This is a genomic window from Synechococcus sp. CC9616, assembly GCF_000515235.1.
Lineage (GTDB): Bacteria > Cyanobacteriota > Cyanobacteriia > PCC-6307 > Cyanobiaceae > Parasynechococcus.
Window position 1 is genome coordinate 1,182,629 of record NZ_KI911558.1, and the last position, 19,102, is coordinate 1,201,730.

The 19,102-nt window shown below is 57.8% G+C and carries 23 protein-coding genes; 7 read left to right on the forward strand and 16 right to left on the reverse strand.

Annotation, left to right across the window (positions count from 1 at the left end):
* Window positions 1-26: 26 nt before the first annotated feature.
* From SYN9616_RS0107090 to SYN9616_RS0107105, 4 genes are all read right to left on the reverse strand, one after another.
* Window positions 27-1,022, reverse strand: a complete 996-nt coding sequence (locus SYN9616_RS0107090; protein ID WP_028952466.1) for a PhoH family protein — start codon at window positions 1,020-1,022, stop codon at window positions 27-29.
* Between the two features lie 8 nt (window positions 1,023-1,030).
* Entirely contained in the window at window positions 1,031-1,423 is a 393-nt protein-coding gene (gene rpsP / locus SYN9616_RS0107095; RefSeq protein WP_028952467.1) for a 30S ribosomal protein S16, read from the reverse strand.
* Between the two features lie 79 nt (window positions 1,424-1,502).
* Window positions 1,503-2,999, reverse strand: a complete 1,497-nt coding sequence (gene ffh, locus SYN9616_RS0107100) for a signal recognition particle protein (protein ID WP_028952468.1) — start codon at window positions 2,997-2,999, stop codon at window positions 1,503-1,505.
* Between the two features lie 54 nt (window positions 3,000-3,053).
* The gene (locus SYN9616_RS0107105; RefSeq protein ID WP_037990789.1) at window positions 3,054-5,039 is read right to left on the reverse strand and encodes an ARC6/PARC6 family protein; all 1,986 of its coding nucleotides are present in this window, start codon (window positions 5,037-5,039) and stop codon (window positions 3,054-3,056) included.
* A gap of 99 nt (window positions 5,040-5,138) precedes the next feature.
* Between SYN9616_RS0107105 and pdhA the strand changes: the two genes are divergently transcribed.
* Entirely contained in the window at window positions 5,139-6,227 is a 1,089-nt protein-coding gene (pdhA, locus tag SYN9616_RS0107110; protein ID WP_028952470.1) for a pyruvate dehydrogenase (acetyl-transferring) E1 component subunit alpha, read from the forward strand.
* 17 nt (window positions 6,228-6,244) lie between these two features.
* Here the strand turns inward: pdhA and SYN9616_RS0107115 are convergent, their stop codons facing one another.
* The gene (locus SYN9616_RS0107115) at window positions 6,245-7,186 is read right to left on the reverse strand and encodes an RpoD/SigA family RNA polymerase sigma factor (protein WP_028952471.1); all 942 of its coding nucleotides are present in this window, start codon (window positions 7,184-7,186) and stop codon (window positions 6,245-6,247) included.
* A 340-nt stretch (window positions 7,187-7,526) separates the two neighbouring features.
* Between SYN9616_RS0107115 and mnmA the strand changes: the two genes are divergently transcribed.
* Window positions 7,527-8,678 carry a tRNA 2-thiouridine(34) synthase MnmA gene (gene mnmA, locus SYN9616_RS0107120; RefSeq protein ID WP_028952472.1) on the forward strand — a complete coding sequence of 384 codons (1,152 nt, stop codon included), beginning with the start codon at window positions 7,527-7,529 and terminating at the stop codon, window positions 8,676-8,678.
* A 15-nt stretch (window positions 8,679-8,693) separates the two neighbouring features.
* Here the strand turns inward: mnmA and SYN9616_RS0107125 are convergent, their stop codons facing one another.
* Window positions 8,694-10,172, reverse strand: a complete 1,479-nt coding sequence (locus tag SYN9616_RS0107125; protein WP_028952473.1) for an apolipoprotein N-acyltransferase — start codon at window positions 10,170-10,172, stop codon at window positions 8,694-8,696.
* Window positions 10,173-10,222: 50 nt separating this feature from the next.
* Here SYN9616_RS0107125 and SYN9616_RS0107130 point away from each other — a divergent pair, with 50 nt between their 5' ends.
* Genes SYN9616_RS0107130 through sodX form a run of 4 tightly spaced genes read left to right on the forward strand, consistent with a single transcriptional unit; the run spans window position 10,223 to window position 12,073 of the window.
* Window positions 10,223-10,555, forward strand: coding sequence for a phasin family protein (locus tag SYN9616_RS0107130; protein WP_028952474.1), 333 nt, complete (start codon window positions 10,223-10,225; stop codon window positions 10,553-10,555).
* 8 nt (window positions 10,556-10,563) lie between these two features.
* Entirely contained in the window at window positions 10,564-11,214 is a 651-nt protein-coding gene (locus SYN9616_RS0107135) for an FKBP-type peptidyl-prolyl cis-trans isomerase (protein ID WP_028952475.1), read from the forward strand.
* A gap of 35 nt (window positions 11,215-11,249) precedes the next feature.
* Window positions 11,250-11,723 (forward strand): superoxide dismutase, Ni, encoded by a 474-nt coding sequence (sodN, locus tag SYN9616_RS0107140; protein ID WP_028952476.1) that lies wholly within the window; start codon window positions 11,250-11,252, stop codon window positions 11,721-11,723.
* A gap of 41 nt (window positions 11,724-11,764) precedes the next feature.
* On the forward strand, window positions 11,765-12,073 hold the full coding sequence (gene sodX / locus SYN9616_RS0107145; protein ID WP_255326802.1) for a nickel-type superoxide dismutase maturation protease: 309 nt from the start codon (window positions 11,765-11,767) through the stop codon (window positions 12,071-12,073).
* Window positions 12,074-12,105: 32 nt separating this feature from the next.
* Here sodX and SYN9616_RS0107150 read toward each other — a convergent pair whose 3' ends face one another.
* The 5 genes from SYN9616_RS0107150 to SYN9616_RS0107170 are packed head-to-tail and all read right to left on the reverse strand — an operon-like array spanning window position 12,106 to window position 16,281.
* On the reverse strand, window positions 12,106-12,774 hold the full coding sequence (locus tag SYN9616_RS0107150) for a hydantoin utilization protein A (protein WP_028952478.1): 669 nt from the start codon (window positions 12,772-12,774) through the stop codon (window positions 12,106-12,108).
* 43 nt (window positions 12,775-12,817) lie between these two features.
* A complete protein-coding gene (gene trpC / locus SYN9616_RS0107155) occupies window positions 12,818-13,702 on the reverse strand; it encodes an indole-3-glycerol phosphate synthase TrpC (RefSeq protein WP_028952479.1) in 885 nt (294 codons plus the stop codon).
* Between the two features lie 22 nt (window positions 13,703-13,724).
* Complete coding sequence (lpdA, locus tag SYN9616_RS0107160; protein ID WP_028952480.1) at window positions 13,725-15,167, reverse strand: dihydrolipoyl dehydrogenase; 1,443 nt, start codon at window positions 15,165-15,167, stop codon at window positions 13,725-13,727.
* Window positions 15,164-16,012, reverse strand: coding sequence for an RNA methyltransferase (locus tag SYN9616_RS0107165; RefSeq protein ID WP_028952481.1), 849 nt, complete (start codon window positions 16,010-16,012; stop codon window positions 15,164-15,166). The genes lpdA and SYN9616_RS0107165 overlap by 4 nt, the downstream gene beginning before the upstream one ends.
* A 20-nt stretch (window positions 16,013-16,032) precedes the next feature.
* Entirely contained in the window at window positions 16,033-16,281 is a 249-nt protein-coding gene (locus SYN9616_RS0107170; protein WP_028952482.1) for a hypothetical protein, read from the reverse strand.
* Between the two features lie 181 nt (window positions 16,282-16,462).
* Here SYN9616_RS0107170 and SYN9616_RS0107175 point away from each other — a divergent pair, with 181 nt between their 5' ends.
* Window positions 16,463-16,780: a hypothetical protein gene (locus SYN9616_RS0107175; protein ID WP_037990790.1), complete on the forward strand. Its 318-nt coding sequence runs from the start codon at window positions 16,463-16,465 to the stop codon at window positions 16,778-16,780.
* A 57-nt stretch (window positions 16,781-16,837) separates the two neighbouring features.
* Here SYN9616_RS0107175 and SYN9616_RS0107180 read toward each other — a convergent pair whose 3' ends face one another.
* The 5 genes from SYN9616_RS0107180 to SYN9616_RS0107200 all read right to left on the reverse strand — a co-directional run bounded on the left by SYN9616_RS0107180 (window position 16,838) and on the right by SYN9616_RS0107200 (window position 18,959).
* Window positions 16,838-17,149: a hypothetical protein gene (locus tag SYN9616_RS0107180; protein ID WP_028952484.1), complete on the reverse strand. Its 312-nt coding sequence runs from the start codon at window positions 17,147-17,149 to the stop codon at window positions 16,838-16,840.
* Window positions 17,150-17,209: 60 nt separating this feature from the next.
* A complete protein-coding gene (locus tag SYN9616_RS0107185; RefSeq protein ID WP_198015155.1) occupies window positions 17,210-17,524 on the reverse strand; it encodes a hypothetical protein in 315 nt (104 codons plus the stop codon).
* Between the two features lie 372 nt (window positions 17,525-17,896).
* Window positions 17,897-18,235, reverse strand: coding sequence for a hypothetical protein (locus tag SYN9616_RS0107190; protein ID WP_156918714.1), 339 nt, complete (start codon window positions 18,233-18,235; stop codon window positions 17,897-17,899).
* Between the two features lie 41 nt (window positions 18,236-18,276).
* Window positions 18,277-18,609 (reverse strand): hypothetical protein, encoded by a 333-nt coding sequence (locus tag SYN9616_RS0107195; protein WP_028952487.1) that lies wholly within the window; start codon window positions 18,607-18,609, stop codon window positions 18,277-18,279.
* Complete coding sequence (locus SYN9616_RS0107200; protein WP_037990791.1) at window positions 18,606-18,959, reverse strand: hypothetical protein; 354 nt, start codon at window positions 18,957-18,959, stop codon at window positions 18,606-18,608. The genes SYN9616_RS0107195 and SYN9616_RS0107200 overlap by 4 nt, the downstream gene beginning before the upstream one ends.
* Between the last annotated feature and the right edge of the window lie 143 nt (window positions 18,960-19,102).

Sequence of the window (19,102 nt, forward strand, 5' to 3'; positions counted from 1 at the left end):
GACAAGGGTCTGAGGTGTGGATCCCCCTATCGATGCATTGACCGTGACACTTTGCCGCCGTCCCGCCTGGCATAAGCCTCGACAACCCGTTGCACCAGCTGGTGGCGCACGACATCCGCCGACGTCAGACGACAGACGGCAACACCCTCCACACCATCAAGGACCTCAGAGGCTTCGACAAGACCGCTGAGCTGTCCAAAGGGCAGATCCACCTGGGTGGTGTCACCGGTGACGACCATGCGTGAACGTTCGCCAAGCCTGGTGAGCACCATGCGCATCTGCGCCGGCGTGGTGTTCTGAGCCTCATCGAGGATCACAAACGCCTCACTCAGGGTTCGGCCGCGCATGTAGGCCAGAGGAGCCACTTCAATCACGCCCTTCTCAAGCAGCACCGTGGTTTTTTCAGGACCCAGCAGGGCATGCAGCGCGTCGTAAAGGGGCCTCAGGTACGGATCCACCTTCTGTTGAAGATCGCCTGGCAGGAATCCCAGGCGCTCCCCAGCCTCAACAGCTGGCCTGGTGAGAATCAAGCGCTCCACCTTGCGTTCGGTGAGCATCCGAACCGCAAGAACGGTGGCCAGGAACGTTTTTCCTGTGCCAGCAGGGCCCAGAGCGAAGGTGAGGTCGTGACGCTCCATGGCATCGACGTATTTCTTTTGCCTCAGGGTTCGTGGCCTGAGCAGGTTGCCTCTCTGGCTTCGCGCCAGCACCTGCTCGCCCATGGCGGCATGGTCATCGCCGCGGCCGGTGTTCAAGGCCCCGAGCGCCGTTTGCAGATCCAACGCCGTAATGGCCTGGCCGTCCTGCCAGATCGGTCTCACCAGCTCGACAACGGCCGCAGCCCGTTCGATCTGGGTTGACCGGCCGGTGATCACTAATTGAAGACCCCGCAACACCAGGCCTGCACCGGTGAGTGCGCCAAGGCGATGCAGAGTTGCTTCCGCCTCCCCAGCAAGAGCCAGGGCTGCGTCGGAATCAGGAAGGTCGAGAACGAAGCGGCCGTTGTCGCCGTCGTCAGACACGTCCTGGATCAGGCTTCAGTGGATTCGGCCGAGTCGCCGTCTGATTCAGAGGCCTCAGATTCAGCAGCCTTGGCTGCTGCGGCATCCTTGGCGGCCTGCTTCGCATCGGCCTCACGCTTGGCAGCCTGTTTGGCTTTGCCAACAACTTCTGCCGATCGCACCGACTTCTCAATCAGGCCACCACGCTCAAGCAGGGTGCGCACCACATCAGTTGGCTGAGCACCCTGGCTCAAACGCTGGCGGATGGCCTCGGTATCAAGGCGGGTTTCCTTGGTGCGGGGGTTGTAAAAACCGAGCTCCTGGAGGGGACGGCCATCACGGCGGGATGTGCTGTTGCAGGCCACGAGGCGGAAACTCGCTTCCCGCTTCTTACCGAACCGCTTCAGGCGGAGCTTGATCATCGTGGCGCTTTCGTAAGGAGTGGTCTTCGTTCAGGCAGCGCCGTAGCGCCCACCAAACAACAACAATACCGTTCCACCCTCAAAGCTCCCCAAAGCCTTTCTTCTTTTTGGCCGGACGCTGCCGCTTGGGTGGACCACCGCGTCCAGGCCGCCCACCGCCACCAGGCATTCCACCCATTCCGGGCATTCCGCCCATTCCGGGCATGCCACCCATCCCAGGCATTCCACCCATTCCGGGCATCCCGCCCATTCCTGGCATGCCACCCATGCCGGGCATTTTGCCCTGGCTCATCTGCTGCATGAAGCCGCGCATTTTCTGGAAGTCGGCCAGCACCTTGTCCACATCAGCGGGCTGATGGCCGCTGCCGCCGGCAATTCGCCGACGTCTTGACGGTTGACTGGCCAGCAGGTCGGGGTTTTCCCGCTCCTGCTGCGTCATTGAGCCGATCATCGCCTCGATGCGCTTGAGCTGCTGCTCCCCCTGCTTGAGCATGCCGTCGTCGATCTTGTTCATGCCCGGGATCATTTTCATCAGGCCACCGAGCGACCCCATGCGCTTGATCAGGCGCATCTGCTTCACGAAGTCCGAGAAGTCAAACGTCGCTTCCTGAAGCTTCTTCTGCATCTTCTCGACATCGGCGAGTTCGACCTCCTTCTGGGCCTTCTCCACCAGCGTCAGCACATCCCCCATCCCGAGGATGCGACTGGCCATCCGTTCGGGATGGAACGGCTGCAGCGCCTCCACCTTCTCGCCGGTGCCGATGAACTTGATCGGCTGACCGCTCACCTTGCGGATCGAGAGGGCCGCACCACCGCGGGAATCACCATCGAGCTTGGTGAGCACCGCTCCGGTGATGCCCACCTGATCGTGGAAGGCACGGGTGAGCTCAGCCGCCTCCTGGCCGATCATCGAATCCACCACCAGCAGCACTTCATCGGGCTGCACGGCGGAACGGATCCGCACCATCTCCTCCATCATCTCGGTGTCGATCTGGAGGCGACCAGCGGTATCCACCAGAAGCGTGTCGAACCCCTCCTGCTTCGCTTTGGCTAAGCCAGCCGCTGCGATGTCTTCAGGTTTGGCTTCAGCGCCGAGGCTGAACACCTCCACATCGATCTGGGCACCTAAAATCTTGAGCTGCTCAATCGCCGCTGGTCGATAAACGTCGGCACCCACCATCAGGGCGCGACGGCCCTGGTCCTTGAGGTGCAGGCCGAGCTTGGCCGTTGCCGTGGTCTTACCCGCACCCTGAAGACCAGCCATCAACACAACGGTGGGAGCCTCGGCCGCCTTGGCCAGAGGTGCGTTATCTCCCCCCATCACCTCCACCAGCTGCTCATGAACAACCTGGATGAACTTCTGATCCGGGCTGACCCCGCGCACCACCTCAGCGCCAACGGCTCTGTCGCGGACTTCAGCGACGAAGTCCTTCACCACCGGCAGGCTCACATCCGCTTCCAGCAGGGCCCGGCGGACGTCCTTCAGCGCTCCTTCAACATTGGTTTCGCTGATTGCGTCCTGGCCCCGCAGCCCCTTGACCGCATCCTCAAAACGGGCTGAAAGCTCATCGAACATCAGCGAAAACCAACTACAACATTGATGTGATCGTAAAAAGAGATCCGATCCGCTTCAGCCGGCAGGGATATACGCCTGAAGCCTCCACTGGTCTCCATCCCGTCCAAGGATGTAGCGAACGCTCAAGGTATCCGGAGGCGTCTGGTTGATCACCGCACCAGCTCTATTGATGGTTTTGTCGGAATAGGCGATCTGAGCCATCACCTCGATGCGCTGCGGCGTGCGGCTGACCAGCTCGAGCGATGTCACTGAGGCATCAATGACTTTGCTGAGTCCCGCTGATGCATCGGCGGCCTGCTCCTGCAACACCTTCTGCACCATGTGATCACGGGCGACAACAGAGAGATCCACGCCCTGGTCTGCCTCTGCTGCCAGCGAGGCAGCCTTGAGATCCAGCCAGCCCTGAATCAGCTCCTGGAGGTTTGCTTCTGAAGGCTCATCGGCGGTGAGGGGTTTGAGCTGCTCCTGAGGCTTCGGATCAGGTTTCAAAGAGGCGTTGGGCTGGGCAGGGGCGTCCTCGAGCTCCACTTCAGAGCCTGGATCAACCGGATCAGCAGTCTCAACCGAATCGTTTTGATCACCCGAATCAATCTGAGCGGCTGGCTCCGGGAGTGGGTCGAGAGCGTTCTGTCTCGAACTGATCACGGCCGCCAGCACGCCCAGGACGGCAAGGCCTGATCCGATCGCGATGAGGACAGACCGGGGAACCGCAAGATGGAACCCTTCGTTGGCTTCTGCGTGATCTCCTGGACCAACTTCCGCAGGGACGGCTGACTCGTCGAGGGCAGGAGCCGAATCACCGCTGAACAAGCTGGGCCAGTCACCCGCTGTGGTGAGAGCTGGATCGGACCGGCGGGCTTCCTGACGGTCGAGTCGTTCGACATAGGACTGAACATCCCGGTCCGCGAACCAGGCATCGAGATCCACATCCGATGCCTCCACATCCCTGTAGCCGGGAAGAACATCACGCTCGAGCCAGACACGGCAGTACTCGCATTGCGCTGACAGCTGATCGCCGGGGTGCTGATCCAGCCACAGCCTCAATTCGCGGTCACGAACAGCCAGAAAGTGTTCGCCAGCGGCAGCGACATTGCCCAGCAACAGATCCAGGCAACCCAGCAAGGGCATTGGATCGAGATCCGCTGCCGCCAGTCCCTTCACCTGATCTCGGGCCTGCTCCAGCAATTCGGGCTTCCTGCGCGAGAACCCGGACGCTGTCAGCGCGAGAACCGCAAGAAAACCAGCCTCTCCGGAGCCCTGGAGCTGCCAACCGCTGAACAGATCAACCTGTTCCTGAACGGTGAGGAAACGCCGGATCTGCTTGAAGAATGGTTCGAAATCCTCCTGACCGAAGGCAGCCTCTGGTGCCCCTTCCAATCCACCACGATCCTTCACCAGTTGATCCAGCAACGACAAGCCCTGCTGATGGGAGTCCTGATCGCTGAGGTCCCTGCTCAGAAGATCCAGGATTCGGTAAGGGAGAAGGGAGTCCAGATCTTGCTGCAACGCATGCAACTGGTCGGGCAGCTTGCCCATGCGTTTCTGCAGCTCAATGCCCGCTGCCAACACTTGAGCCGCTGATTCATATCGCCTCTGGGCTTGCTCGTCTTTTGCCGCATCAAGGCAGGCCAGAGCAGCCAGAAGCGTTAGATCAGCTTCTCGGCCGCTGCCCAGTGCCGGAGCCTGCGGGGGCTGGAGCCCCTGGCAGGCCATTTGAAACGCTTCTACAGCTGAACCGGCCTCCCAGAGCAGCAGCAGTCCAGCGGCCTCGCTGCTGCTGGGAAGGTCCAGACCAACGGTGTCATCGGGATGATGCTGGGCCAGGTCCAGCAACTGCGCCTCGTACTCTGCCCGACGTACGGAGTCGGTCAACAGATCCGCCGACTGCCTGAGCAGCTCATCGCGCTGAATCAGGACCTCATGGGTGAATCCCTGATCCGGCGGGCTATCACAACGATTCTGAAGCTTTCTGAGAACGGCGTCGGCTGCAGCGGAAGGACTAACACCCAGCAGTCGGAAGTGATCGATGGGCAGGTCCAACAGAGACAGACTTGATGAGGCTGGACTTTAGTCAGTGTCTGGGATTTTGCCCAATTTCAGTCCTCTGACCCTTACAGTCAAGCTCCCGGAAGATCGGTCATGGGTCAGGACCTAGCTGTCGAGACTGCTCCCCTTGGCACTGCCGCGGCCGGCGGGGCCCATGGGGAGCGGCTCTCCTCCCTTGTCACCGCTCAGAGAGCAACCGTTGATCGCGACACCGGCCTGGCTCTTTACCGCGACATGACCCTCGGTCGACGCTTCGAGGACAAGTGTGCCGAGATGTATTACCGCGGCAAGATGTTTGGCTTCGTTCACCTTTACAACGGTCAGGAGGCTGTCAGCACCGGGGTGATCGGTGCGATGAAGCGACAGCACGACTGGTTCTGCAGCACCTACAGAGATCACGTTCATGCCTTGAGCGCCGGTGTGCCAGCACGGGCCGTCATGAGCGAACTGTTCGGCAAGGAGACCGGCTGCAGCAAGGGCCGCGGAGGGTCCATGCACTTGTTCTCCAAGGAGCATCACCTGCTGGGCGGCTTCGCCTTCATCGCCGAGGGCATCCCTGTGGCTCTGGGTTCCGCGTTCACAAGTCGCTACAAGCGCGATGCTCTGGGCGACTCATCCAGCGATTCGGTCACTGCGGCCTTCTTCGGAGATGGCACCTGCAACAACGGGCAGTTTTTCGAGTGCCTGAACATGGCGCAACTCTGGAAACTGCCGATCATTTTTGTTGTGGAGAACAACAAGTGGGCCATCGGCATGGCGCACGATCGAGCCACGAGTGATCCGGAAATCTGGAGAAAAGCCGCCAGCTTTGGCATGGCGGGCGAGGAAGTGGATGGAATGGACGTCCTGGCTGTCCGCGCCGCTGCTGAACGGGCACTGGAAAGGGCCAGGGCTGGCGAAGGTCCAACGTTGCTTGAGTGCCTGACCTATCGCTTCCGGGGCCACTCGCTGGCGGATCCAGACGAACTGCGTTCCGAGCAGGAAAAACAGTTCTGGGCGCAGAGAGATCCTTTGAAGGCCTTCGAGCGAGATCTCGTTTCGGCAGATTTGGTAAGCAGCGACGAACTACGGGCGATCGAAAAGGAGATCGACCAAGTGGTTGAAGACTGCGTTGACTTCGCTCTGTCAGCACCCGAGCCGGATGCTGAAGAACTCACCCGATACATCTGGGCCGACGACTGATCGCCTGATTCAACGCGTCAGATTCCTCCAGGCAGACGCCGGGTGAGATTGCGGAGTTTGCGAAGGGCCTTGAGCTCAACCTGGCGAACACGCTCGCGAGACACGTCCATCAACCGGCCGATTTCGGCGAGGGTGTGACGCTCATTGCTTTCGAGGCCAAATCGCAACCGCAGCACGTGCTGTTCCTGCTCGCTGAGGTGACTCAACCAGCGGCCCAACTGCTCGTGATGAATCCTCTGTTCGACCATGTCGAGCGGTTCCTCAAGTGAGGAATCAGCAATGAGGTCTCCAAGGAAGCTGCGACCCTCCTCTCCGTTGACGGGAGCATCGAGGCTGCTGGTGGTGAGCGCCTGACGAAGCAGAGAATCGAGTTCATCAAGGGGGATATCCATCGCTTCAGCGATTTCAACCCGGCTGGGCATGGCTCCGAGCTTGTGGGCCAAATCCAGACTGACCTTGCGGATCGTTGTCAGCCTTTCACTGAGGTGAACGGGCAGGCGGATCGTTCTGGATTGACAGGCGATCGCGCGAGTCATGCTCTGGCGAATCCACCAGAAGGCATAGGTCGAGAATTTGTAACCACGGGTGGGATCAAATTTTTCAACGGCGCGCTCAAGGCCGAGGGATCCCTCCTGGATCAGATCGAGAAGTTCAAGGCCTTTCCCCTGATACTTCTTCGCCACACTCACGACCAGACGAAGATTGGCCTTCATCATTCGCTCTTTGGCCCGGCGGCCAATCCGAACGGAACGGCGCTGCTGTGTTGTCAAACCAGACTCATCAAAATCGCGGGAACCGTCTTCGGTGAGCTGCATCATCGTCTGCACCTGATTGCCCAGCTCGATCTCCTCGGCAGGCGTGAGCAAGGGAATCCGCCCAATGGTGGCCAGGTACCAACTCACTGGGTCGCTACTTCGTCGACGCTGCGTGTCGAGAGGCTTGGAAGCGGTGGAAACCATGTCGACGCCGATTACGTGGGAAGACTTTCTTACGTAAAGAAAGAAAAGCGAAGTGACTTCAACAACCTTTCAGATTCAAACGAGCAAACCGAAACATTCGGGGATTTTGCTCACAAAACACCGACACGAAGACAGGTACCCAAAAGGGGTTCTGCTTGGAGTATTTCGTTACCAGCAAGCGTAAGTACGTGTTGATTTCACAACTCCAACACTCAATCCTTCGCTCGACGACCATCCAATCGGCCTTCGAAGATTGAAATTTAATGACCAGTTAATAAACCGTCTCACATTTGCCCCGGGAAGGCGGGATCGCAGGATGGAGACATCGAAAGGGTCTCCGATGACCACCGCCCCCTCGATCACCTCTGCAGGTCAGGCTGCGCTGGAGCGTCTCCGAACCTGGCCAGGTGAACACAGCGTCGCCGTCGGACTCTCCGGCGGCGTGGACAGCTCACTGACGGCTGCCCTGTTGGTTGAGGCTGGCTGGCAGGTGGAAGGTCTGACGCTCTGGCTGATGAGCGGCAAAGGGGCCTGCTGCGCCGAGGGACTTGTGGATGCTGCCGGAATCTGCGAGCAGCTGGGCATCCCCCATCACGTTGTCGATGCCCGCGACACGTTTCAGAAGGAGATTGTTCAACGACTGGTGGAGGGCTATCGCGATGGCATCACCCCATTGCCCTGCTCCCAGTGCAACCGATCGGTGAAGTTCGGGCCAATGCTGAGCTGGGCTCAGCAGGAACGCGGCATCGAACGCATCGCCACCGGGCATTACGCGCGCATCCGCCATGGCCGTGGGGTCGGACGCCATCAACTGCTGCGCGGTCTGGATCACCAAAAAGACCAGAGCTACTTCCTGTACGACCTACCCCAGGAGGCACTGGGCAGTGTTGTCTTCCCCCTTGGAGAACTCACCAAACCGGATACCCGGCGGGAAGCAGCTCGCCACGGACTGCGCACGGCGGACAAACCGGAAAGCCAGGATCTCTGCCTGGCGGATCATCACGGGTCGATGCGGGCCTTCCTCGATGCTTACCTGCCGCCTCGCATCGGGCAGATCGTGCTTGAAGACGGCACTGTTCTTGGCGAACACGACGGGATTGAACACTTCACCATCGGCCAGCGGCGCGGACTCGGTGTCTCCTGGAGTGAGCCATTGCATGTGGTTCGACTTGATGCGGCGATGAACCGCGTGGTCGTTGCCCCCCGTGCCGAGGCTGGCTGCCACAGCTGCGAGGTGGGAGCGGTGAATTGGATCTCTATCGAACCTCCCCTGGAGTCCATCACTGTGGAAGTGCAGGTTCGCTATCGAAGTGCTCCGGTCATGGCTCAGCTATCGCCTGCTGAGCCGAACGAGAACGATCGCCAGCGATCACGTCCGCATCGCTGTCGGCTGGAGTTCCACGAGCAGCAGTTCTCGATCACTCCCGGGCAGGCAGCGGTTTTTTATGACGGTGAAACCGTTTTCGGAGGCGGACTGATCAGCGCAGAGTGATCAACACGTCCTGGCTCAGCTTGATCGGCGGCTGATCAGCCCCTGAATCAGACAAACACCGAACAGCACCCGCAAGGGCAAATCCAGCCAGCGCACGTAACCCGTCAGGGCCTTCCGGGTTTGGATGTCTGCTGCTGCAACGCCTTCCTCTCCTGAAGGCAACAGCTGATCGACACGGCCATCAGCATGAACAACGGCCGTTGGCCCCGTGTTCGCCACGCTGAACAGATCCCGTCCCGTTTCGATGGCCCTCAGCTGTGCCAGGGCCAGAAACTGACGTTGGAGCAGATCTGGATACGGGTCGAGGTTGGCGATGGAGAGCATCCATTGGCCACCCTCAGCAATCGCCTTGGCCATCGACCTGCCATCACTGATCTCGTAGCAGATCGCCACTGCAGCTGGATCCGAGAAGCCTGTCTGCAGACGTGACGCTGGGCCTGGCATCACGCCCCCAACAGCGGAAAGACCGCCCGCCAACCCCTGCGGCAGAGGAGGAAGGGCCTCCCCCAGGGGAACGAGTCGATGTTTATCGAGCAGGGGCTCGGGCTGATCGGCATCAGGGCTGATCAGCAGAAGACTGCTGCGCAACTGGCCGTCTTGACGACGGAATCCACCCGTCAGCAGAGGCAGGGGCTGATCCTCGGAGGCAAACGTCCAGCCCGACGGAAACGTGCCTTCAGGAGCAACCAAGGCCTGGGCATCGAAAGCTCGTGCCGTTTCCAGGGCGCGCTGAAGAGCCTGTGGCAGGCGCCGTTGCTGTTCAGAGGCGAACTTCTCCCTCGTTGGGATCGCAGGTTGCCAACCTGCCAGGGACAGATCGCCTCGGGAGACCGGCGGACGAAAGAGCGCAGCGGCACCGAGCAGATGGGCGAGCAGGAGCGCCATCAACCAGATCACAGACCAGCTCACAGTGCGACGCAGGGCAAACCGCTGACGAAACAGCTGATCAAGCCCCCAGCCAGCTGCCAGCAACAGCACCGCCAACCCGCCGCTGCCGATCCAGCGACTGAGGCCTGCCAACGCTGGATCCAACGGCAGGACGCTCCCGCCGACGCCGATCCAGAAGAGGGGCCCGCCAGCCAGCCCCACTTCGATGAGCCCCCAGATCAACGCCAGGATGAGCATCGACATCCCCGACAGCTCTTCTCTGCTGCCCGGTTGAGACGCCACCAGCCAGCGAGCTGCGTTTGACCAGATGGCCAGCAGAACCGCTGCCGCCAATCCACAGACCAGCCAGATCAGAATCGCGATGGGAAGGCTGAGCAGGGCAGACACGCCCATCCAGGTGAGGGGATGGAGCGCCAGCAGCCAGCGATGGCTCAGCAACACAGCCAGCAACCCCCAGATCGCTGCAAGGCGAGGACGATCGGCGATCCTCCACAGCAGCGCGAGGGCAGGGAGCATGGTCACGGGCCCAGCCGCTGCCGGGGAGAGACCCGCCAGCAATCCCCCTCCGATGGCCAGCCAGAGCGAGGCAGATCGGTGATCGCCCATGGTCATCAATCCCCGCCAGGGTCATCCTGAAGCCAAGCCAACAGGTTCTAATGGACGCCGGCAATCCTCTTCAGCAACTGCTGCTCCGCGGCCTTGGGACCACCACTCTGGTCGCAGAGCGCCTCAGGGGTGTGTCCCAGCAATGGGTGAGCAGCGGCCGACTAGATCCCAATCAAGCTTCCGCCCTGGTTGAAGACGTGCTCAAGGCCCTGCGAGGGGAAACCCCTGAGCTCGAAGAGCAGATGGAGAAAAACCTCGAGCGCAACCGCGATCACTTTCTCGAAGACATCGGAGTGGCCAGCCAGAAGGAGGTCGATGAACTGCGTGGTCGCATCGATCGGCTCGAGCAGCAGCTCAGGAAGTCAGAATCACGCGAGAACTGAACTTCAACGTGCGGGACATCTTGATCAGCTCAACCGTCTGCGTGCTCTGCCTCCTGCTGGCGCTGGTTAGCCAACTGATCTCGCCTTCCACCGTGGTTGCTTCCACAGTGGTGGCTTCCACAGTGACTGCCTCCACCACGACAGCTCCGGTTCAGGCAGCCGTGATCCAGCCAGAGCCCCCTCAGCAAGCAGGCCGGATCGAACTGGATCCCGATGACCCCAACCCAACCTTGTTCGCAATGGCTCCCGACAACACCACTCCCGACAACAACAACACCGCCGATGCATCCGCCCTTGGAGGACCTCTGGATGCCCCCGATACAACGCTGACGGCCAGCGGCCTCAGCATCACCGAGTTGGAAGTTGGTGATGGCGACGTTGCCAGTTCAGGCCAGACCGTGGTGGTCAATTACCGCGGAACACTGGAAAACGGTAAAGAATTCGACAGCAGCTACGGCCGCGGCCCCTTCAGCTTCCCGCTGGGTGCTGGTCGCGTGATCAAAGGCTGGGATGAAGGGGTGGCTGGGATGAAAGTTGGCGGGAAACGCCGGCTGGTGATTCCCCCAGACCTGGCCTATGGCAGCCGTGGGGCCGGTGGTGTGATTCCACCAAATGCCACTCTCATTTTCGAGGTGGAACTTCTCGACATCCGTAAATGATCGGCAGTTAGGCTCTCGGCTAGCCACCTGTTCCGATGCTGCGTTCGGCCCTTTCCGCCATCGTCCGCGCCCTCCCTGCATCCGTCGTTCATGCCCATTGCGACGGACCCTGCGGCGTTTATGACCCAGCCTCCGCCCGTGTGGCGGCTGAAGCTGTTCTGGCGATGACGAAGAAGCTCAAATCCCTTGAAGCCCCTGCCAATGGCGATGCCGCTGCCATGGCTGCCTACAACAACACCTTCTCTCGCTTCGTCGCGATCAAGGAAGATCAGGCCAAGGAAACCAAGAAGGAACTCCTGATTCTCTGGACGGACTATTTCAAGCCCGACCATCTGGCGACCTTCCCCGACCTCCACGACACCTTCTGGAAAGCCACCAAGCTTTGCAGTGCCTGCAAAGTCCACATCGACCAGGGCAAGGCTGAGGAACTGATGGCTGCTGTGGAAAAGATCCACAACATGTTCTGGCAGTCCAAGGGCCGCAGTGATGCCTGGGTCACCGCCTCCTGAATCATTCAGCACCGCCTGCAGCCAGCCTCAGGGAACTGCTGCTGCTCGCCTGCCGTCGCCGTCGACACCTTCGTGTCGACGGCTTTTCAATGGCGCCAACCTTGATGCCCGGGGATCGGGTGCTGATTCGACTGTTATCGGACGATGCCCCGCTGCCAACGATCGATTCGCTTGTTGTGGCCTGGCATCCCAATAAGGCCGAGACGAAAATGATCAAGCGGTTGACCAGCTGCAATCAGGGTCGCCTACTCCTGCACGGAGACAACCCGTCGGAAAGCAGCGACAGCCGCCAGTTCGGTGCTCTGGAGCGCCGTCACCTCATCGGTGTCGTCACATCCATTGTTCGCTGATGACCTGTTCGCTGAGCACCTGTTGCAGCCCGTCAGAACACAACGGCTGAGGTTTTCTGCAGCCAGATCATCCCCGTCACGATGGACAGCCCCCCTGTGACGCCAACCAGGACTGGAAGACAACGCGCACCGGTGCGCTGGGTCAGCATTGACAAGGCTGCCGCCACCAGGAGCATGGCTGCAATCGAGCCGCCCAAATAGGCGAACAGGTAGATCACAGCACCCAATGGGGGCAGCGCCAGGGCCGGAATCACAGCCAGTACATGGCTGGCACCGGCCAGGCCATGCAGGAGCCCCAGGCCGGAAGCGGCATGGGCATGGCGTCTGTGATTGCTCTGACCGCGAACGTGCAGGTGGAGATGGCGGTGTTGGCGCTCCCCGTCGTGATGATGCTCATGCGTGTGCAGCTCCAGTCCAAAGGCTGTGCGGATCGCAAGGGTGCCAACCACCAGCAACGACACACCCACAAACCATTCAGCCCAGGCCGACATGGCCTCCAGATGGGCCAGATCCTTGATCAGCAGTGTCATCAAGGCCAGCAACACCACGCCCGCTGCATGACCAACCCCCCAGGCCAAACCCGATCGCAGCGCCTGCACCGGACGGTTCAAGGACATCGGGGCCATGGCCACCAGGTGATCGGCTCCACCGACGACATGCAGCGCTCCGGCGGCAAACCCCGTCAACAGACTGATCAGCATCGAGCTTCTTCGCCAACCATCAATTGTACAGGAGCGCTGAGGCTCAACCGTCGATCAGTGTTCGAAGCCCCGCCTCGACATCCTGCTGACGCATGAGCGCTTCTCCCACCAGAACCGCCTTGGCCCCGGCCGACTGAACACGATCCAGATCGTTGCGCGTGAACAGACCAGATTCACTCACCAGCAGGGTGTCGGACTGCTTGAGCTGCTCTCCAAAGCGCTGCATCAAGCGCTCCGTAGTGGCGAGGTCGGTCTCAAAGCTGGCGAGATCACGATTGTTGATTCCGATCAGGGGAAATCCACCCAGCTGCAGCACGCGCTCCAGCTCCTCGTCGTCGTGAACCTCCACAAGAACGTCGAGGCTGAGCGCTTTGGCTGCCTTACGCAGGTAATTCAGATCCTGGTCGGTGAGGATTGCAGCGATCAGCAAGACGGCATCCGCGCCTGCTGCCCGAGCCTGATAAAGCTGATAGGGACTGAGGATGAACTCCTTGCAGAGCAGGGGGAGATCAACGGCCTGTCGCACATCCACCAGAACCTCAAAACCACCCTGGAAGAACGTCTTATCGGTCAGCACCGACAGGCAGCTGGCGCCGCCACTGGCGTAGGCGCGGGCAATCGTTACAGGGTCGAAGTCCTCACGGATCACACCTTTGCTGGGACTGGCTTTTTTGACCTCAGCGATCACAGCCGGCTTCCGCGTCGATGACCGGAGTGCCGCGATGAAATCTCGCGTTGGGGGCAGGTCCTGAATTTGTGATCTCAGCTTTTCAAGGGGAACCTTCTGACGCGCCACGTCGATTTCACGGTCCTTCTCCCAGACGATTTCCTCGAGGATGTGCCGAGGCTTCTCGTCATCGTGGGGAACGGCATATTCGAGATAGGCAACACGCACCTTGGGATTGGGGGGACGGCGACGGATCTCCATGCTCAGATTCCTTAAAAACGACTCAGCCGACGAGCTGGCCGGCGGCCTGCTTGTAGGCAACCTCCACCACTTCACTCAGGGTGGGGTGGGTGTGCACTTCCGTTGACAGCTGGCGCACGCTCTGGCGTCGTGCCACGGCATTGGCCACCTCCTGGATCAGATCGGCGGCATGGAGGCCATAGATATGAGCTCCAAGGACTTCACCCGATGATTTGTTGAACAGAAGCTTCATCAAACCATCGCTCTCCAGCTCAGCGAGTGCTTTGGAATTGGCCTTGAAATAGCTGCGCACAGCACCCAGCTGAAAACCCTGCTGTTCGGCCATCTGCTTGGCATCCACTTCGGTGAGTCCCACCGAGCTGATCTCGGGATGGGTGAAGGTGGCTGCGGGAATGCTGCGGTAATCAATCTGCCTGTCGTGGCCAAGAATGTTGTCGACAGCCACGGTGCCCTGGGCCGCTGCTGTGTGGGCCAACATCAGTTTTCCAGTGACGTCGCCAACGGCCCAGAGATGGGGGACGGGCTGACCGTTCAGCAACACCCGCATCGAGTCGTCGATGGGAACAAATCCGCGGTTGGTCTCGATCTGAAGCGCTTCAAGGTTCAGACCCTTGCTGCTGGGGACGCGTCCCGTGGCAACGAGAACAGCATCGACCTCCAAGGTCTCCACCAGCTCACGACTGTCGAAATCGGCCAGCTCAATCTGCACAGGACAGCCCGGGGTGACCTTGCGGGCGAGCACACCGGATCGGGCATCAATATCGCGACTGTCAATCAGATTCCGTCCGGCAATCTTGGCGATATCGGGATCAAAGGTCGGCATCACCCGATCCAGGGCTTCGATCATCGTCACTTCGCAGCCGAGCGCTGTGTAGACATCGGCGAATTCCAGGCCGATGTAACCACTGCCGATGATGGCAATCCAGCGGGGCAACCACTCCAGGTTGATGGCTTCATCACTGGTGAACACCGTGCGGCCATCCGTCTCGATGCCGGGAGGGACGAAAGGGTCGGAGCCTGTGGCAAGGATCACGTCCTTTGCGCTCAGAACGCGGTCCACACCGTTCGGCTCGCGCAGACCCACCTTCTGTTCACCTTCCAGGCGTCCATGGCCACGGAGGATCGTGACACCGGCCCGTTCGAGGGCCTTCGTGAGGTTTGTGCGAATCGCCTGAACCAGCTGGTTGGCATGGTCAGCAATCTTTTGGCGTTCGAAGCGCACCGGGGCGGCATGAATGCCAAAACTGGCGAGATGCTTGTCGTCGGCCAGTTCACGCACCTTGCCGCTGGCCGCCAGCAGGGCCTTAGACGGCACGCAGCCTCGGTTCACACAGGTTCCGCCCATGTCCCGCGATTCGATGATCGCGGTCTTCAGACCGTGCTCTGCCGCGTGTTTCGCTGCGTCAAAACCGCCGTAACCGGCACCAATGATGATGACGTCGAAATCGAAACTGGCGTCGCTCACACCGACTGCTGCGTTGAGGACGTCATTCTCGCCCTTCGACGCTCCAGCAACAGCGGAACAGCGGCGGCGGCAACATTCAACGATTCCACCCGTTCACTGTGGGGGAGCGTCACGGAATGACTGCAGCAGGCCTGCAATCGCTGGTGCAAACCACGCCCTTCGTTACCGAGCACAAGAGCTGTGGGGCATTGCCAGTTGAGCTCCCAGTAGGGAATGGCCTGCCGAGCTGCACTGGCCTCCGGAACCAGCGTGGCGACCACCTGAACTCCGCGATCCCTGAGCTGAAGGAGCTTGGCTTCAAGCTGATCCAAAGCCCCCGCTTCATCAGGGCCCAGGCGCTGGTGGGGCAGATGCAGGAGAGCTCCTGCGGAGGAACGCAACACCTTCGGACTGAGTGGATCAGCTCCCGAACCGAGCCAAACCGTCTCGATCTCAGCCGCCAAGGCCGTGCGCAGCAGCGTTCCCAGGTTGCCGGGATCCTGCAACCGATCCAGCACCAGAAGGAAGCTGGGTTCTGAGGGGGAAGCAGGCAACTGCGACATCGGCATCAAGCTCGCCACCCCGTCAGGACTCACCGTGCTGAGCGCTGCAGTGAGTACCTCCTCAGACACCGGTTGAATGCTTGTCCCCGACGGCAGCCTGGACATCAAGGCAGGATGCCGATCGATCCAAATCTCGGTCGCAATCAAGTCGAGGTTGGGCGGGTCTGTGAGCAATGCCTCCTCGAGCAGATGGGTTCCCTCAAGCAGCAGGATCTGCTCAACATCACGACCCTCACGTCTGCTGAGAGCCCGCAGTCTTTTAACAAGAGGATTTCTCCGACTCGTGATGACGGAAGACACCAAGGCGTCGAGTCCTTCGCGGGTCAGAAGCTGTCGTGACGACGCACTTTGAGACCCTCGTGAATCGAGAGCTCATCGCCGTTGATATCAAGCCCGCTGATCGAGGCGATCTCACCCTTGAGACCTTCGGCGGCCAGATTTTCCACCATCTTTTTGATCACCTGATCCTCCACTGCAGCGTGGTCAACGGAATCAGGCGTTAGACGTTCTAAAAAACGCCCCACTTTTGATGCAACGACTTCAGAAGCATTTGAGATCTTGAGAACGATCATCGAAGACGCTGTCGACACACGATTGTCAAACTAATGCGGATGGGGAGACTTGAACTCCCACAGCATTGTTGCCACTAGTACCTAAAACTAGCGGTCAGGGTACATTTTCCCTTTTCAAGATTGAAGCAAAGTCGGCCTTTTGTCAAGCAATTGGCCATCGGTCTTGCTGATGGGGTGGCCAGTGGTGGCGGTACGGGAAGCTTTTGCCTCAACACCTGAACCAATTTTTACAGAGAAGTACACGCAAGCTGTAGAAGAAAAAAGGAACAGATCCACAAGTATTGGTGAGGCTGTAAAAGTCGCTCAAGACAAAGGTTTTGTCTACACAAGCCAAGGTCGCTTCTCTCCTGGTCAACAAGTTCCAGCTGAGGCACAAGTGGCTACTGATCTGGATCAACAAATCCTTGAACAACAAGAGCAACTAATACAACTTCGTGAAGCTAAGTTGCTGCAATTACAACAGATGCAAGCACAAGGGGCAGCTGCAACACGGAGTTAGGGCAATCACACGTTCGCTGAATTAGTAATGACGCAACCAGGGAATAAAATAACGCCATTAGTAAATCTCTTTGCATTGGTCAGATTCTTTTATGTCCTTGTAAGCCTGTTCTGCATAATATCTGTCGGCATCAGTTCCGCCAGCAGGGTATTCAATGACAAGCTTAGCCTGTCCATCAAGTATGCTTTTGGCATCTTCTTTTGTAATTAGGTTTCTGTTTGCTAGGTTACACAAAGCATCTCCCACTCCATAAACATAGCCGTAATTATAGCCCTTTGATTCATCTACATTCATCAGAAACACTTTGACGTCTGATTTGACTGGTACAGCAAACAGAAGCAATGAGGCAAGAACTAAAAGAGGTTTCATAGATAGATGAGAGATGCCTTGCTGGCTTGGGTACGTTTAGGGCAGTCACACGTTCGCCGATTAGTAACGACGCAATGGGCAAGACCTAAAGTCTTCTTTCTCCAGAAGGTGACCAATTGCTTGGTTCATTGCTTCGGTGAATTGATCATCAATCTTCTTAAACCAATTCTTCTGAAATGCTTGCACGATTTCGGTTGAAATTGCGTTGGCCTTGTGTAAGTCGCACAATGTTGCGAAAGCGCCAGATGTATACAAGAACCATCTCTGCTCTGCACTCTGAGCTTTGACACTCATGGGTAACGCGATAGAAACAACCGATAACGCACCTGCAATGACAAGAGCTTTGGCTTTCATTGTTCGCTTACTTAATTCCACAGGCTAGTAGGTGTTGCAGCAACCCGTAGTTAGGGCAGTCACACATTCGGCGATTAGACACATCTTCAAGCACTCCTAACGGAGCACCTTCAGATGTGTCATCAATACCTAGAGAAGGCAAAGATTAAACCATTAGACAAATGCAATTAGATCCAATCAAAATCCTTAAATGTCTTGTCTGTGGAGAAGACGTCAAGGTAAATTCTAATTACCCAATCACTCAAGTTACTTGTCAACCATGTCACATGAAGAGCAAGAAAGGCTCTGAGTGATGCTTAGAAGGCTCTGTAGCAGCCTTAATGTTCACATTAGGCCAATCTATCAGGCATGCATTGATCGCTCGTTGTAGAGCCTTTTTGCTGCACCCTACAACTAAGGATTAAGTGAACATTCTGGGAAGTTCTCTAGCATATATTCTGCTCCTTCATTCACCATTGGTTTCAGGTTCAGGCCGTCATCAAGAAAGGCCGAAACATCTTTCCATTCATCCCAAGTCAAAACTGCATTCTCTTTTGTAATCCTACCTTTTTCCTCTAAGTTACAAAGCGTACTCACTATCGCTGCAGCAGCAGTAAAATCGCCAGCTCCTGCGCAAACATTTTTCATTTCGTCTGTAGATAGGCAAGCTCTCATTAATTCCTCAGATGTTTCAATAGCCTGAACTGGAGATGCTGAAAGGAGAAGTGCACCGATGAGTGGAAGGAGTTTCATAGGATTAGCCTGAAAGAACTGAAGATGCATGAAGATGCCAATTAGGGAATAGGTTTAATTGAACATTCTGGGACGCTTTCTAATACGGATTTTATTCCTTCTTTCCACAACCTACCCCCAGTCAGAATTTCAATTTTCTCTGTCCAGTCCCCCTGAACCTCAGTTACTTGCTCAGCTGTGAGCATACCTCTTTTTTCTAATTCACAAAGCGTACCTATTTTATACAGGGAAGCAGCAAATTCATAAACTCCCATGCATAGCCTGGTATTTTCTTCTGCATATAAACAGGCCTTGTCTAACTCCTCCTCTGTCTCAATAGACTGAACTGGAACTGCCGAAAGAAGAAGTGCACCGATGAGTGGAAGGAGTTTCATTTTTGCTGTACACCTCTCAATTCTGAGCAATCAGGATACTTTTTTGCTTCGACAAGCTTGCTTTTCAACTGATTAATTTGTGATTTTATAAAAGTTCGCGCTTTAGAATTTTTCTCTTCCTGACTCAAGCCTGCAGTGAATTGTCCAGCCTCTTCCATTTGGTTGGCAAGACGCTGAATAATCGTAGGATCTTGTAAATATTGGGCTGCCATTTGCATTGCTTTCTCAGCCTCTTGTATTTGACTATCATTATTCTCAATGCAACATGTGACTTGAAATTGTGCTGAAACAGGCTGCGCTGAAATGAGCAGTGCACCGATGAGTGGAACAGTTCTAAGTAATGACCTCATAAAAAATGACATAAATTTCTGAAGCCTATTATCGTATGTACAGGGCGCAAATCGACCCCTGGGGGGGGTCTATCGCTGCCAGATAGCGAGGCCAACCCGCACTAGTCCAATGATCTAATTGCATCGGCTGATTTATTGCAGCC

Bases quoted from the DNA above. Each gene is read 5' to 3' on its own strand.
- rpsP (WP_028952467.1), bottom strand. From the start codon at position 1,423: ATGATCAAGCTCCGCCTGAAGCGGTTCGGTAAGAAGCGGGAAGCGAGT.
- ffh (WP_028952468.1), bottom strand. From the start codon at position 2,999: ATGTTCGATGAGCTTTCAGCCCGTTTTGAGGATGCGGTCAAGGGGCTG.
- pdhA (WP_028952470.1), top strand. From the start codon at position 5,139: ATGGGTCAGGACCTAGCTGTCGAGACTGCTCCCCTTGGCACTGCCGCG.
- SYN9616_RS0107115 (WP_028952471.1), bottom strand. From the start codon at position 7,186: ATGGTTTCCACCGCTTCCAAGCCTCTCGACACGCAGCGTCGACGAAGT.
- mnmA (WP_028952472.1), top strand. From the start codon at position 7,527: ATGACCACCGCCCCCTCGATCACCTCTGCAGGTCAGGCTGCGCTGGAG.
- SYN9616_RS0107125 (WP_028952473.1), bottom strand. From the start codon at position 10,172: ATGGGCGATCACCGATCTGCCTCGCTCTGGCTGGCCATCGGAGGGGGA.
- SYN9616_RS0107130 (WP_028952474.1), top strand. From the start codon at position 10,223: ATGGACGCCGGCAATCCTCTTCAGCAACTGCTGCTCCGCGGCCTTGGG.
- sodN (WP_028952476.1), top strand. From the start codon at position 11,250: ATGCTGCGTTCGGCCCTTTCCGCCATCGTCCGCGCCCTCCCTGCATCC.
- SYN9616_RS0107150 (WP_028952478.1), bottom strand. From the start codon at position 12,774: ATGCTGATCAGTCTGTTGACGGGGTTTGCCGCCGGAGCGCTGCATGTC.
- trpC (WP_028952479.1), bottom strand. From the start codon at position 13,702: ATGGAGATCCGTCGCCGTCCCCCCAATCCCAAGGTGCGTGTTGCCTAT.
- SYN9616_RS0107170 (WP_028952482.1), bottom strand. From the start codon at position 16,281: ATGATCGTTCTCAAGATCTCAAATGCTTCTGAAGTCGTTGCATCAAAA.
- SYN9616_RS0107180 (WP_028952484.1), bottom strand. From the start codon at position 17,149: ATGAAACCTCTTTTAGTTCTTGCCTCATTGCTTCTGTTTGCTGTACCA.
- SYN9616_RS0107190 (WP_156918714.1), bottom strand. From the start codon at position 18,235: ATGAAACTCCTTCCACTCATCGGTGCACTTCTCCTTTCAGCATCTCCA.
- SYN9616_RS0107195 (WP_028952487.1), bottom strand. From the start codon at position 18,609: ATGAAACTCCTTCCACTCATCGGTGCACTTCTTCTTTCGGCAGTTCCA.
- SYN9616_RS0107200 (WP_037990791.1), bottom strand. From the start codon at position 18,959: ATGAGGTCATTACTTAGAACTGTTCCACTCATCGGTGCACTGCTCATT.